This window comes from Exiguobacterium sp. s28 (assembly GCF_018618135.1).
Lineage (GTDB): Bacteria > Bacillota > Bacilli > Exiguobacteriales > Exiguobacteriaceae > Exiguobacterium > Exiguobacterium mexicanum_A.
In genome coordinates this window covers 1-14,600 of record NZ_JACSLL010000025.1, presented here as the reverse complement: position 1 = coordinate 14,600, position 14,600 = coordinate 1, and the positions used below count along the sequence as shown (strand labels likewise).

Annotated in this window: 14 protein-coding genes; 9 read left to right on the top strand and 5 right to left on the bottom strand. The window is 51.1% G+C overall.

Annotated elements, in window-relative coordinates; translation table 11 throughout:
- Positions 1–112: 112 nt before the first annotated feature.
- Positions 113–1,072, bottom strand: a complete 960-nt coding sequence (locus KNP78_RS15375; RefSeq protein WP_233005323.1) for a metal-dependent hydrolase — start codon at positions 1,070–1,072, stop codon at positions 113–115.
- A gap of 110 nt (positions 1,073–1,182) precedes the next feature.
- Between KNP78_RS15375 and mutY the strand changes: the two genes are divergently transcribed.
- The 5 genes from mutY to KNP78_RS15350 all read left to right on the top strand — a co-directional run bounded on the left by mutY (position 1,183) and on the right by KNP78_RS15350 (position 6,286).
- Positions 1,183–2,217 (top strand): A/G-specific adenine glycosylase, encoded by a 1,035-nt coding sequence (mutY, locus tag KNP78_RS15370; RefSeq protein ID WP_214825403.1) that lies wholly within the window; start codon positions 1,183–1,185, stop codon positions 2,215–2,217.
- A complete protein-coding gene (locus tag KNP78_RS15365; RefSeq protein ID WP_034780979.1) occupies positions 2,204–2,629 on the top strand; it encodes an SRPBCC family protein in 426 nt (141 codons plus the stop codon). The genes mutY and KNP78_RS15365 overlap by 14 nt, the downstream gene beginning before the upstream one ends.
- 89 nt (positions 2,630–2,718) lie before the next feature.
- Positions 2,719–3,261 (top strand): nucleoside tri-diphosphate phosphatase, encoded by a 543-nt coding sequence (ntdP, locus tag KNP78_RS15360; RefSeq protein WP_021067741.1) that lies wholly within the window; start codon positions 2,719–2,721, stop codon positions 3,259–3,261.
- A 36-nt stretch (positions 3,262–3,297) separates the two neighbouring features.
- On the top strand, positions 3,298–5,046 hold the full coding sequence (locus KNP78_RS15355) for an ABC transporter ATP-binding protein (RefSeq protein WP_214825400.1): 1,749 nt from the start codon (positions 3,298–3,300) through the stop codon (positions 5,044–5,046).
- Between the two features lie 91 nt (positions 5,047–5,137).
- Positions 5,138–6,286, top strand: coding sequence for a DUF3238 domain-containing protein (locus KNP78_RS15350; protein WP_214825397.1), 1,149 nt, complete (start codon positions 5,138–5,140; stop codon positions 6,284–6,286).
- A gap of 13 nt (positions 6,287–6,299) precedes the next feature.
- Here the strand turns inward: KNP78_RS15350 and KNP78_RS15345 are convergent, their stop codons facing one another.
- Positions 6,300–6,716, bottom strand: coding sequence for a thiol-disulfide oxidoreductase DCC family protein (locus KNP78_RS15345; RefSeq protein WP_214825394.1), 417 nt, complete (start codon positions 6,714–6,716; stop codon positions 6,300–6,302).
- Positions 6,717–6,769: 53 nt separating this feature from the next.
- Complete coding sequence (locus KNP78_RS15340; protein ID WP_214825392.1) at positions 6,770–8,002, bottom strand: MFS transporter; 1,233 nt, start codon at positions 8,000–8,002, stop codon at positions 6,770–6,772.
- A 92-nt stretch (positions 8,003–8,094) separates the two neighbouring features.
- Here KNP78_RS15340 and KNP78_RS15335 point away from each other — a divergent pair, with 92 nt between their 5' ends.
- Positions 8,095–9,732 carry an ABC transporter substrate-binding protein gene (locus KNP78_RS15335; RefSeq protein WP_214825389.1) on the top strand — a complete coding sequence of 546 codons (1,638 nt, stop codon included), beginning with the start codon at positions 8,095–8,097 and terminating at the stop codon, positions 9,730–9,732.
- Positions 9,733–9,765: 33 nt separating this feature from the next.
- Here the strand turns inward: KNP78_RS15335 and KNP78_RS15330 are convergent, their stop codons facing one another.
- Positions 9,766–11,064: a glutamate-1-semialdehyde 2,1-aminomutase gene (locus tag KNP78_RS15330; RefSeq protein WP_214825386.1), complete on the bottom strand. Its 1,299-nt coding sequence runs from the start codon at positions 11,062–11,064 to the stop codon at positions 9,766–9,768.
- A 191-nt stretch (positions 11,065–11,255) separates the two neighbouring features.
- Between KNP78_RS15330 and perR the strand changes: the two genes are divergently transcribed.
- Positions 11,256–11,687 (top strand): peroxide-responsive transcriptional repressor PerR, encoded by a 432-nt coding sequence (gene perR / locus KNP78_RS15325; RefSeq protein WP_029596002.1) that lies wholly within the window; start codon positions 11,256–11,258, stop codon positions 11,685–11,687.
- A gap of 28 nt (positions 11,688–11,715) precedes the next feature.
- Here the strand turns inward: perR and KNP78_RS15320 are convergent, their stop codons facing one another.
- Positions 11,716–12,075 (bottom strand): YgzB family protein, encoded by a 360-nt coding sequence (locus tag KNP78_RS15320; protein ID WP_034780966.1) that lies wholly within the window; start codon positions 12,073–12,075, stop codon positions 11,716–11,718.
- Positions 12,076–12,243: 168 nt separating this feature from the next.
- Between KNP78_RS15320 and KNP78_RS15315 the strand changes: the two genes are divergently transcribed.
- Together KNP78_RS15315 and KNP78_RS15310 are read left to right on the top strand one after the other, a co-directional pair.
- Entirely contained in the window at positions 12,244–13,110 is an 867-nt protein-coding gene (locus tag KNP78_RS15315; protein ID WP_034780965.1) for a nucleotidyltransferase-like protein, read from the top strand.
- Positions 13,111–13,227: 117 nt separating this feature from the next.
- The gene (locus tag KNP78_RS15310; RefSeq protein ID WP_251128587.1) at positions 13,228–14,328 is read left to right on the top strand and encodes a PstS family phosphate ABC transporter substrate-binding protein; all 1,101 of its coding nucleotides are present in this window, start codon (positions 13,228–13,230) and stop codon (positions 14,326–14,328) included.
- The last annotated feature ends 272 nt before the right edge of the window (positions 14,329–14,600 follow it).

Here is a 14,600-nt window from a genome sequence, read left to right as displayed (position 1 = left end):
AAAGGGGCTCGGGCAGAGCGCCTAAAGGCCCGAAAACGACAAAGTCACGTTTCAGTTCGCCTGAAACGTGACTTTGTCTACAATCTGAAAAGTCGCTCTCGCGAGCGACTTTTTACTGTTCGTAGGCCAATTTCTTTTGTAAGCTCTCTTCGCTGAACACCCAGCCAGTGAATGAAGACAACACTTCATTCGATTCTTCGTCGACGATGACGACGGCGACGAACGGATAAATGTCTTTCGAAAAGTAGCGCAAGTTCGTGAAGCGATATTCAATCATGCCATTGTGGCGTGTGACCGTATACGTGTGAATCTTCGAAAACTCAAGGAACGATTGAAGATCCGCATTTTTACGGGCCTCCACGAAGTGAAGGTCGTCTTCCCCAGGCATCGGCTTGTCACGGAAACGACCACATTCGATGACTGTCCCTTTTTTCACTTTGACTGCTCCTAAACCGTTGCGGAATCGAACGGCGACGTGCCAGTCATCCCAGCCGATACCCGGCGAGATGAACAGTTCGTGGGCGCCGGCGAAGTGACGGGCGACCGTGGCGAGGGCGCGATTACGCAATTTGAACTGGATGGCGTAATAGCTGATGACGAGCGCAATGAGCAGTGCAAAAATCGGGACAGTCGCCCCTGTGATAAGCCATAATACATATGCGCCGTAATAGGCAGAGAACAAATACGGATCGAACGTCCCGATGACGCCCCAGCCAATCCATTTCTTCGAAAATGGTTGGAGGGCTTGCGTCCCGTAGGCGTTGAACAAGTCGACCGTGACGTGCAGCAACACGGCGATTTGTGCCATGACCCATAATGAGGCAGGGTTGACGCCAAGCGCGAGTCCGATGACGGCGCTGACGATGATCGGCCAGGCGAGGAGTGCGGTGATCCCATGTGAACGACCGCGGTGCTGGCGTAAATACGTGCTATTTCCTTTTAGTTTGAAGACCGTGTCAAAGTCCGGAGCGTGCGAGCCGACGAGAGCCGTCGCTGTCATGGCTAGAAACATTTGTGCGTCGCCTGACACCTCTGGGCTGAGGGTCGCGATTGCACTTAAACAAAGTCCCATCCCAATGTGAGTAGCAGTATCCAATGTGCTTCAGCACCTCCATAAGTAGAAAAAACGGCGTTATTTGATCCATTTCATCATACAATATTTTTAAAACGAGGGGAAACGAAATGCTCGATGTTGATAAATTGTTCACAAATTATAATATTCAAGAATTTAACACAAATTTAGTGACGTGGTTCAATCGCGAAAAGCGTGATTTGCCATGGCGTCACGGGAAAAATCCGTATCGCGTCTGGGTGAGTGAGGTCATGCTCCAACAGACGCGCGTCGATACCGTCATCCCATACTATAACCGTTTCATGGAGCGCTTCCCGACGATTGAGGCATTGGCAGCGGCCGAACCCGATGAGGTCGTCAAATATTGGGAAGGACTCGGTTATTACTCACGGGTCCGAAACCTTCATCAAGCCGTCCGGGAAGTCGTTGCTGTGTACGACGGCATCGTCCCCGAAGAAAAAGAGCGGTTCGAAAAACTGAAAGGCGTCGGACCGTATACGACCGGGGCCGTGCTCTCGATCGCCTACAATCAGCCGGAACCAGCCGTCGATGGCAACGTCATGCGCGTCATGTCCCGTCAATTCGGGATTTATGACGACATCGCCATCCCAAAAACGCGGAAATTGTTTGAGCAAGTCGTGCGTCGACTGATGGACCCGGCGCATGCCTCGGACTTTAACGAAGGCATCATGGAACTCGGGGCGACGGTATGTACGCCGAAAAACCCGATGTGTTCGCTTTGCCCCGTTCAAGACGATTGTTATGCTTATACCCATAACGTTCAAGATGAACTCCCGGTCAAGACGAAAAAAGGGGCGGCTCGGATTGAAATGTATGATGCGCTTTATTGTCGACAAGAGGGCCGCGCGGCGTATATGAAGCGACCGGAATCAGGTCTTCTCGCTGAAATGTGGCAATATCCGCTTACAGACCGGGGAACGGGGGAACAGTTAAACGGAACCTATGTTGGACAAGTGAAACATGTGTTTTCCCACATCGTCTGGTACATCGACTTATACGAAGTCGAGACGTTACCGGCAGGGGAATGGACTTGGCTCGACGAAGAGGCACGGGACGTGGTGACCGTATCGGTCGCCCAACAAAAATTAGAGCAGATGGCAGGTGCAAAAGATGAGACAGTTTGACGTACGAACGCCATATGACACATCCGTTGACACGCTTTGGACGCTGCTCCAAGATGCTTCGCTCTTATCAACACTGACATCGTTCCCGAAAGTGACGCTCCTTGGGGATGGGGCGTCGGTCGAGGGGAATCTCGTTCAATTGCGGGTTGGTGTCGGTCCAGTTTCATTACCGTGGAACAGTGCCATCACATTGACCGGGAATTACGCTTTTTGTGACCAAGGTGTGAAGTTGCCGTTTCCGTTCCGTCGCTTCAGCCATGTCCATCGGGTCGAACAAGTCGGAGGACAGGCTGTCATGGTCGATGAGGTCACATTCGATAGTTACGTACCGACCGTCCTTGTCGAATACTTCGTGCTTCGACCGATGTTCAAAGCGCGAGCCAAAGCATTCCAAAAAACACTAAATTCGTGAAAATAAGAGATTTCCTTTTTCATTGGTTCTGAAAGTCGCTATAATTAAATATGAGAATTGTATAGCATCATAGCGGAAAGGAGGAGCTTATGAGCTTATTTCCCAAAGCAGGTAGCAAGATCGAGATACAGAGCTACAAGCACAACGGAACTTTGCATCGCGTTTGGGAAGAAACGCTCGTCCTTCAGTCGTCAAAAACGGATATGATCGGATTCAATGACCGCATCATGGTCAGCGAGTCAGACGGTCGGCAATGGAGAACACGTGAGCCGGCAATTTGCTACTTTTCATCTGAGTTTTGGTTCAATGTCATCTGCATGATTCGCGAAGATGGGATTTACTACTACTGTAATCTAGGTTCGCCGACAACGTTCGATGGGGCAGAGCGTGCCATCAAGTACATCGACTACGATTTGGACATCAAGGTGTTCCCGGATATGTCGTACACGATTTTAGATGAGGATGAATATGAGCGGCATCGTCGCGAGATGAATTATCCGAAAGCGATTGATCGAATCTTGAAACAGAACGTTCAAGAACTTATTAACTGGATTCGAGGACGGAAAGGGCCGTTCAACCCAACATTCGTCGATGAATGGTATCGCGAATACGAAGCACGTTACCGGAGATGATTGCTCATCTCCGCTTTTTTCTTGAAGGAGGAACTAATGGGTAGTATTAAACGTTATTTAAAGTTCGTTAAACCGTATAAAAAACAAATCGCGCTGACCATCTTCGTCGGGATTTTGAAATTCTCCATCCCGCTCGGGTTGCCGCTCCTTTATAAATATGTCATCGATAACTATTTGACGGAAGATGCTCCGGCTGCCGACTACACGGAGCTCGTCTGGCTGTTCAGCATCGTCTTCTTCGTCTTCCTCGTCTTAAAGCCACCGATTGAATACTTACGCCAATATTTGGCGCAATGGGCGGCGACGCGGATTTTGTTCGACGTCCGGAACCGATTGTTCGACCACGTCCAAAAGTTGTCGCTCCGCTACTATTCGAATAATAAGACGGGACAAATCATCTCGCGCATCATCAACGATGTCGAGCAGACGAAAGATTTCGTCATCACCGGTCTGATGAACATCTGGCTCGATATGGTCACGATTTTGATTGCCATCGCCATCATGTACACGATTGACCCGCAGCTGACGCTCATCGCCGTCTTGCCGCTCCCGTTCTACGCCATCGCCGTCCGTTACTTCTATGGACGGTTGCGCCGGCTCACACGGGAACGCTCGGCCGCCCTTGCGGACCTTCAAGGTCATTTGACCGAACGCGTCAACGGGATGGCCGTCATCCGCAGCTTCGCGCTCGAACCGTATGAGAACAAAGCGTTCGAAGAACAAAACGGTGGTTTCTTGAAGGCCGCACTCCGCCATACGGGGTGGAACGCGAAGACGTACGTCGTCGTCTCGACGATCACCGATATCGCTCCAATCTTGATTTTCACGACGGCCTCATGGCTCGTCTTGCAAGGGGACGTCTCGCTCGGGACGCTCGTCGCGTTCATCGCCTATATCGACCGTCTCTATGCACCGCTCGGCCGTCTCGTCAACTCGGCGACGACGCTCACGCAATCAGTCGCTTCGATGGACCGTGTGTTCGAATTCCTCGATGAGCCGTACGACATCGAAGAGAAGCATAGCGCCTTCGTACCTGTACAAACGGCTGGGGATATCGAACTCGACCGGGTCAGCTTCGCTTATGAGAAAGACGGAGCCCAGGCTCTCCAAGATGTCAGCTTGCACATCCGTTCTGGGGAGCGGGTCGCGTTCGTCGGCATGTCTGGCGGCGGGAAATCGACGCTCGTCAGCCTGATTCCACGATTTTATGACGTCACGTCAGGCAGCATTAAAATCGACGGCACCGACGTCCGCGATTTTAAACTGCGGGCCCTCCGTGACCAAATCGGGATGGTCATGCAAGACTCGGTCCTCTTCAGTGAATCGGTCGCGATGAATATCCGGATGGGGAATCCGGAAGCGAGTGACGAAGATGTGATCGCCGCCGCGAAAGCAGCGAACGCCCATGAGTTCATTTCAAACTTGCCGGACGGCTACAATACGCCGGTCGGGGAGAAAGGGGTTAAACTGTCAGGTGGGCAAAAGCAACGGCTTGCCATCGCCCGGGTCTTCTTGAAACATCCGCCAATCATTATTCTCGACGAAGCGACGAGTGCGCTTGACCTTGAGAGTGAGGCGATGATTCAGGATTCGCTCGCGCGTTTGACGAAAGGGAGAACGACGCTCATCGTCGCGCACCGATTGTCGACCATCACCGATGCCGATAAAATCGTCGTCGTCGATAACGGACAAATCATGGAGACGGGCACGCACGAAGAATTGATGCGTCGCCGCGGCGCCTATTACGATTTGTATATGATTCAAGATTTAGCAGTCGTCGAATGAGACGGGACCTCGAGGAAACTCGAGGTCTTTTTGTTTTCCGTGACAGTGAGACGGGAATGAAGAAACGACATGCCAAAAGGGGGATGAACCAATGATGAACGGGGAAGGATTAATTACGGTAAAACCGCTAAAAGACGCGCTCGAGCTGACGTGGTCAGTCGAAGGGGCGGTCCGGCTCACGCGGAACGGGAAGTATGTGTATGAAGGAACCGATCAACACTATGTCGATCACGAGACCGGTGTGGGAGAACAAGTCGCTTATCGCATCACGGACGAACAAGGGGAAGTGGCGAAAGTGTATACGGCCGCCGTGGACCCAACTGACGACTTGTACTGGAATCGTCATCTCACGTCGGCAGTCGTCGCCTCGAACGGCACCCATCTCCAATGGGACCCGATTGCTGACGTCGAAACGTATGCGATTTACCGGCAAGGGCGACGCATTGCCGAAGTCGTCGGCCATGCTTATTTGGACGAGACGCCGCTCCATGAGCCGACGATGTATGAAGTGCGGGCGCTCCGCCCTGTGAAGCGAGATGAGAAACCGGGGACGAGTCTCATTCACGCCGTCGGCAAAGCGATGTCACTCGCCAAAGAATTGAAGACGGACACGAGACGGGACAAGGAATTGTACGTCATGTATTTTCTCGTCAGTCCGATTCGACCTGATTTGGAGACGGTTGACCAGATTCAGCTTCGCGTCCAGACGTTCATCCGCCCGCCGATGATTAAAAACCCGAACTTGTTGTCGCCTCATCCGTATTTTGAAGGAGACGGTCGCCCTTATAACGTTCATGCGACCGACTATCGCACGCGGACGGAAGTGAAGGCCGAGGGGCTGAGTGATATTCCGATCGTCTCCATCAAAAAAGATGCGAATGTGACGCGTGGCTATACGAAGCATCACCGTTTGACGGGTGAAGATATCGCCTCTGTCGACCAAGTGTATCTCGAAGATGTCGATATCGACCGCGGGCGGGCGGCGTATCGGTTGCAACATTCCGTTGGCAACCCGCTCGTTATCGCGCCGGACATCAAATATACGATCGTCGCGCAATTAAAGGACAATGCTACGTTCAAGCTGTCCGGAAGTCATACGCAATCGCCACATCATGAAGTGTATCTTCAAGTCGGTGATGCCCCATGGACGACGATTCACCGGGCGGATGATCTTGGTGTCAGTTTTATGGGTAATCCGATGCCGGAGTGCCACTGGACGTACTTGACCTGTATGGACTAAAAAAACCGTCGACTCATCGAGTCGGCGGTTTTGGTTGTTGGTCGAGAAATCGGCTCCGTTCTTCCGGCGTCGGCAGTTTGCACGTCTGTTTTTGTCCGAACCACTGATAACGATGTTTAGCGATCACATCATAGCCGAAATCACGAATCGGTTTTGGGACAAACCTCACAAACCTGAGCCAACGCCACTTCCCATCCAATCCTTCAGCGATGCGGACCGCCGCGTCGGATTTAATGTACGGGACATCATCGCGAATCAACACGATGCTGTCGACCGAGTCGTTGATACGATGACGTTTACGTAAAGCTTGACCGGCCTCGCCTTGAAGCGAGGCGAAATGAAAGTTCCCCGTCGCGTCACGGTTCAAGATGAACTGGACGCTGGCGTCGCAAAAGTTACAGTCTCCATCAAATAATACAATGGCTGGCATACCACTCGCCTCCTTCACTCTTGCTTGTTTCCGTTCCGGTGTCACTTCAAACGTCATGCGGCGAGCTGGCGCACCGATTCCATCTTATATAACGAGACGTAGTAGAGGTAGGCACCGAGCGCTCCGAACAAGAAGATGTAGCCACTCATGAACACGGGTCCGATGAATGCCCCGACGACAATCCCGGCCGCGGCCACGAGTTTGGCCCCGTGGAACGTGAGTCCACCGAAAGCAAGGTACGAGGCGCGACGCTCCGGGTCGAGCAAATCGACTTGTTTCACTTGGCGGATCGGCGAGTACAGCAATTCGCCGACCGTGAAGACAACGGCCAAGACGGCGAGAATCAGGAACGAGTTCATCGACGTGATGGCAGCGTACGCCGTGATGTATAACGACAAGCCGATGAAGAACACGTATTTCTCACGGTACCGTTTCACAAACGCAGTGACGGCGAACGTGATGGCGACGACGAGTAGTGTATTCTCGAGCTGCATGAATGCCATCATTCGGACACCATCGAACGGAACACCGACGATCGAGCGCTGTTGAAACGATTCCGCCAAATGAACACCGATATAGTTCGCCATATGGAACTCGGTCGAGAAGACGAGCATGCTGCCGAGCACGAACAACATCCAGCGTCGGTCATTGAGGGCGATCCGGTAGTTTTGAATCACGCCGACAATCGGATTGGCCGGCGTCGACCGGTTACCTTGATGCGAATCGACGAGATAGCGTTGCAAGACAATCGTCGTGATCGTCAAAACGAGCGTCATCCCGACGAACAAGCCGAAGCGGTAGTCACGATAGAAGGCACCGCCGAGCATGACACCGCCGGCGATAGCCAAGTTGACGAGCCAATAATCATATACATAAATCGCTTTCCGATTCGATTCTTCCATCGAATCGATGACGATTGCCTCCAAGGCCGGATAGTTCAAGCCGTTGGCGACCGCGTGACCGAAGTAGAGAATGGCCACGGCGAGTGCCCAATTGTTTGATGGGTGAATCGCCACCGTCATTCCGATGAAGCAAAGGATTTGAACGAGTTGGCCGATTTGTAAGACGTGCTTGCGATTGAAGCGATCCGAGAAGTACCCACCGAACAAGCCGGTGACATACCCGACGATGACGAATGACGTCATGATGATCCCGGCAGCGATTTTGCCGAGTTCTTCTGAAAAGTATAAAGCCATGAATGGAAAGATGGCCGAGCCGACGATGCGGATGAAAAAGCCGCAGACGAGTCGAAGCCGAACGTTGGTTGGAAAATCTTTGAATTTCATGTGAGCACCTCCTTGTCACTACTTTAAACGTGGACTACACTTGGTAAAAAGAGACAAAATATTTGGACATGTCCACTTTTAGGGGGAAGGTCATGAATGCGAAACTAGTGGCGATTTATCGCCACACGATAGAGACGGGCAAAAGGGAAGTGACGTTGCGGGAAGCGGTTGAAGCAGTCGGCTATAGTGAGAAACAAGTGAAGCGTGATATCAAGGCGTGGCAAACGTTAGGCTGGGTGGAATATCAGGCCGGGAAAGGGCGGGGTCATGAATCGATACTCCGCTTTCAGTCGGGATTTGCTCGGACGCTGAACGACTGGGTCGAAACCTCATTCTCAACGGCCTCGATGGCGGACGCGGCCAAATGGTTGGAGTGGGAGTGGCCACCCGCGTTACGGGAATTGATTCAAGCCCGGATTTGGAGTCGATTCGGTTTCGAACAGACGGAAGAAGACCGATTCGTGTTTCCGCGTATCCGGACGCTTGAATCACTCGACCCGCTCGACATCCATATCGCGATGGAGGCGTCCTTGTCTCGGCATGTCTTCGATCGCCTCTTCGAATGGGATGGGGCGACGGTCCAAACGTCCCTTGCCCATCATTTCGAAGAAGTGACATTCGGATTTCGGTGTTATATCCGAAAAGGCGTCACATTCCACAACGGGATGACGTTAGCCGCCAAAGATGTCGTTTACTCGTTGAATCGATTATTGGCTCGCGGAAAACAAGTTTGGTTGTTCGCGCCAATCGAACGGGTCGAATCGCCGGCGCCTTACGTCATTGACATCCATACGAAAGCGCACCGGGCCTACATCGAACGTTTACTTGCTCAAACGCCGGCATCCATTACGTATGAAGGGGCAGAAGGGATTGTCGGGACGGGACCGTTCAAATTGGAGAAACGTTCCGAAGAAGTCGTCCGGTTGCGGGCGTTCGAGCGTGGGCTTCGACCGCGTCCTTCATTAGATGTGGTCGAATTTGTCACGTTCTCAGAAACGGATTATGCCAAGTGGAGCGCCGGTGATGATCAGAGCATCGTCAAGTGGATCGCTGAGGCCGGGGCGCGTTATCTCGTGTTCAACTTGCAGCACTCTTGGCTCAAAGATGATATGGACACACGACTTGCCATTCAACAGGCAATCCATAAAGAAGCGTTCGTCGACTTGGGAGGAGAGCGTCATCAAGTGGCCCATGGTTTTTTCCCGGAGGCGAGTCGACCGGTGGCGGCACCAAAAGCAACGGGAAGTTCGCGCCGTCCACTGCGTCTATTGCATTTGCCGTTCGACGTTGCGACAGAAGACGCGATGCTTGTCGCGGAACAGTTGCGCGTAGCCGGCTTTACCGTTGAGACCGAGACGTATACGATTGCCTCGTTACTACAAGAGGAGACGCTCCGGCGTGCTGATTTGATTTTATGCGGGGAGATGATGAGCGAAGATCTCGATTTGGCGTTTCTCGCGTTTTTGACGAGTGAACTGTCACTCGTCGGCAAGTTAATCGCGCATGAAACGGAGCTCCGGACGATGATGGACCGTTACCGTCAGACCGATATGAGTGCGTGGCCGTGGCTCCATCGTGACGTCGAGCGTTATTTGACAGAAGCGGCACTTGTTATTCCTCTGTATCACGTGGCCCGAGAGCGGCGATTCCCGAGCTTTCTAGGGGAAGTTCCAGTCGATGTGTTCGGCCACCCCCGCTACGACCAGCTGTGGATTCGGCCTTCGGTGTAAACGAAAAGGAGATGCCGCGGCATCTCCTTTTGCTTATAGTTGGGCGAACGCGCGATTCACAGCGGCAATCGTCTCTTCGATATCTTGTTCGGTATGCTCAGTCGTCAAGAACCAAGCCTCGTACTTCGAAGGGGCTAAATTGACACCGTTCTCGAGCATCAATTTGAAGAAACGTCCGAACACTTCACCGTCTGATTTTTCGGCGCCTTCGTAATCGGTCACAATCTCGTCCGTGAAGTAAACCGTAAGGGCACCTTTTAAACGGTTCAACGTGATGGTCACACCATGTGTTTCTGCGGCTTCACGAATCCCGGCCTCGAGCTCGGCACCGAGTGCGTCGAGCTTTTCGTAAACGCCGGGTTGCTCGAGAACCTCGAGACAAGCGAGACCCGTTGCCATCGACGCCGGGTTGCCGGCCATTGTTCCGGCCTGATAGGCTGGGCCGAGCGGAGCGACCGTCTCCATGATTTCAGCTTTACCGCCATAGGCACCAATCGGCAAGCCTCCGCCGATGATTTTCCCGAGTGCGGTCATATCCGGTTCAATCCCGTACACTTGCTGGGCGCTTCCGTACGTGAAACGGAACGCCGTGATGACTTCGTCGTAAATGACGAGTGCACCATGTTCATGGGTGATGTCATTGACGGCCTGGAGGAAGCCTGGTTTCGGCTCGACGATCCCGAAGTTCCCGACAATCGGTTCGACGAGGACGCAGGCGATTTGATTTCCCCATTCGTTCATCATGTCGCGAAACGCTTCGACGTCATTGAACGGCACGGTGATGACTTCTTTCGCCGTAGCTCGTGTGACGCCGGCCGAGTCTGGTGAGCCGAGCGTGGCCGGTCCACTGCCTGCCGCGATGAGCATCAAGTCCGAGTGACCGTGATAGCAACCGCTGAATTTGACGACGAGCTCACGACCGGTATAGGCGCGAGCGACACGAACGGTCGTCATGACCGCCTCGGTCCCTGAGTTGGTGAAACGGACTTTATCCATTGACGGGATGGCCGCCTTTAGTTTTTTCGCGAACTCGACTTCAAGCGCGTGCGGTGTCCCGTAAAGGAGTCCTTTAGACGACGCCTCAATCAACGCTTTATGGATATGCGGATGGGCGTGGCCTGTGATAATCGGTCCGTACGCCGCCAAATAGTCGATATAGCGATTGCCGTCGACGTCATAGAAATAAGCGCCGTCTCCTCGTTCCATATAGACGGGTGCACCGCCGCCGACTGCCTTGAATGAGCGGGAAGGGCTATTGACCCCGCCGACGATGTGCGTCAAGGCGTCGGTATACAAAACGTCTGAATTGTTGCGTGTAGATGGTGTTGCCATATGTATTGCCTCCTTTTACAAATTCGCACTTATTGTATCATAGCCGTCAACCGCATAAGCTCAACGTTTGACGACCGTTCAAGAAATCAGTACACTATTTATAAAGATTACTATGTAAGAAATAGGTTAATTCTAACTGACATTTCGCATGAATTTTATAGAAGAAATGAGGGATTGACGTGGGAAGCGAAATGCTTGACCATGCTGTTCAGTCGCTCCGAGAACATGGAGTCAGAATGACGCCTCAGCGCCAGGCCATTTTGGAGTACCTCGTCACGGAGCACAGTCACCCGACAGCGGATGACATTTATAAGGCACTTTCGGCGAGATTTCCGAACATGAGTGTCGCTACCGTCTACAATAACTTGCGCGTCTTTAAAGAAGTCGGACTCGTTCAAGAGATGAACTATGGGGACGCTTCGAGTCGCTTTGATTTTGTGACGTCGCGTCACTACCACATCATCTGTGATGCATGTGGGAAAGTCGTCGACTTCAACTATCCGGTCCTCGACGAGATCGAATCGGTCGCGTCTCAATTGACAGGGTTCAAAGTCGATCGTCACCGTCTTGAAGTATACGGGACGTGCCCAGCTTGCCAAGCTGAACAAGCGCATAAACATTAAAAAACATCCTCAGGCAGAGGATGTTTTTTTATTCGTGTGAATGGGTTTGACGCTTATTATATTTTTCATCGAACTCTTTACCTTCGAGCGATTGATCGATCGTGAGCGGTTCGTCGCAGTGCATACATAAGTCGACCCGGCCGAGCATCTTTGTCGGTTTCTCACAATTCGGGCAAGTGACGACGATGGCTTTCGTGGATGCCATCCCAATAATAAAGTAGAGCGCTGAACTCGATAACACCATCACGAAGCCGAGCAACATGAAAATAATCATCAGCCATGTGATGCTTTTCGCCAACAGGCCGAGATACATGACTCCGATTCCCGCAAAGACGAGCAACAACGCAAGGTTTCGAGCGCGGTTGATTTTATTCCCCCGTTTTTTCATTTCGTAATCCCTCCATGTCTGTCTTTACTATAGCTCATCTGCACGACCGTGAGAAGTTCATACAATCGCTGGCAGGAGAATTTTAAAAGAAGGCGAATCATTTTTGTATCAGATTATTGGGTGGACGATTGTGGTTCATCATTATAGAAAGAAGGTATCAAGGTGACTATGGAGTATGCGACGCGCACGATCTATTCGGAATATGCGGCCTTGAAGACAACGCTTGGCATCATTGAAGTGAAAAAGAAACGGCCGAGAGATCCTTTGACCGATCAATCGGACCGGCTGTTGATTGTGATTGAAGCGAAAGAAGAACCGTTCTGGACAGTGAAACATTATCAGGTTGGGCAAGAAAAAATTATTCTTCATCTCGTAAGTGACTCGATGATGGATCGTTGGATTTTAATGAACGAGAATCGCCGGGCCATTCATTGGATTGAAGATGGAATGGTCTTGTTTGAACGAAATACGTTTTTATTAGACTTGCGACAACGCCTTCGTAATTTTTCGAATGATGAGCAACGTCTTCAACTGTCCCTTGCTTTTGCGAAGTTGTTGCGACGCTTTGAAGATGGACGAAGCTTATTTTTACAAGAGGAGCATCAAGATGCTTTCACCCAAATCCATCACGCCTTGACTCATTTGGCGCGGTTGTCGGTGTTGGAGGCCGGAATTCATCCGGAAATCATATTGTGGAAGCAAGTGCGCACACTCGATTTGGAAATATATAAGTTACATGAAGAACTGGTGAGCGGACAAGAATCGCTGGAACAGCGGATTCATTTGGTGATCATCGGCATTGAACATTTGATTCAATCGAAAGTGTTGCCCGGCACTCTCCTTCTATTACAAACGATGCAACAACGGGATGAACCGTGGCCGTTCTCAGAATTGATGGAGCATCCGAACTTGCAAGCATTGAAAGTCGACCTTGGGAGCATCGTCGGCTTCCTCGTTCGAAAAGGATATGTCCGGTCGGTCGCCCGGCCGACAAAAGGTGTCGGTGTCGAAGCAATCGCTTATGAAATCGCCTGACTACTATAGAAGCGAATGGAGTAGCTGATTTAGATGAAAATGATGAAGTTTATATTAGGCAGTGTGTTTATTGTGTTTGTGGCTTGGGTCATATCAGTTTTCATAGGATTGTTCATGATGGACGATCCGGTTGCCGGGGCACGTCCGATTGTATGGACGATTTGGTATGGAGTGGCGTTAGTGATTGTCATTATGGCGCTATATGACTTCTCACCGTTGAAAAAAGGTCATCTCAAGCGAATCACTTTAATTGGAACGGTGCTCGGGATCGTCTTCTTTGGTTCGGTGAAAGGCTATTATGTGTATACAGAAGGTTTACGGATTGAAGAACGGGGCGTCGAGTTGATGGACTATCAGCCTTTTAAGGAAAAATCAGATTTAGCGGAGCTGGACGGCGAATCTTCGTTTAAACTAGACTCGAAGTTGCCGCGTCTCGATGGCGCGACAGCCCTTTATCCACTTTATGCGTCTTTCGTCGAGACGGTCTATCCATCAGGCGAATATAATCCATACGGCATCGAAGAATGGGATGAGAGCCCTGTCGTATCGACGACGACAGGTGAAGCCTATGATCGTTTGATTCGCGGGGAGACAGATATCATCTTTGTTGCCGGACCATCGGATCTACAAGTGGCTGCGGCCGAGAAGGCTGGTGTGCAGTTCAACATGACGCCGATCGGGCGCGAAGCGTTTGTCTTCTTTGTACATGAAGACAATCCGGTTGACTCTCTCAAATTAGAAGAAATACAGCAAATTTATGCGGGAGACCTCGACGATTGGAGTGAGGTCGGAGGCGAGACTGATACGATTCGAGCATTTCAACGTCCAGAAGGGAGCGGGAGTCAGACTGCTCTTCAGCGGGTGATGGGGGAAGAGAAACTGATGGATGCCCCAGTCGAAGATGTCCCGGAAGGAATGGGTGGGATTATCGAGCAGACGGCAGCCTACCACAACCATAAGAATGCGATTGGCTTTTCTTTCCGTTATTACGCGACCGAGATGGTAGAGGACCATGACATTAAATTACTTCAAGTGAACGGGATTGCCCCGACGGTCGAGACGATCGCTGACGGGACGTATCCAATCACTTCTGAATTTTATGCCATCACGACAGAAGAGAATTATGAAACGTACAAGCCGTTTTTGGATTGGATGACGTCTGAAGAAGGACAAACATTGGTAGAACGGACGGGTTACGTTCCGTTAGCGCAAGACTGAAGGGTTGAGCCTCGCTAAGGGGCTCAACCTTTTTTTATTTTTTGTGATATTTCTATTGACGAAGTGGTAAATAGAGATTATAGTTATAAACGTTGTCACAGCGAAAGATTATTTCAGTAAAACAATTTGTGAAAAAAGTTGTTGACGCGGAGATAGACGACGTGATAAATTAATGAAGTCGCCAAGAGCGGCAGACGAACTTTGAAAACTGAACGATGAGGCAAAAATAAGTTTTACAATTTTTGAATGAAGCGCAAGCTTCGTCATTTTTA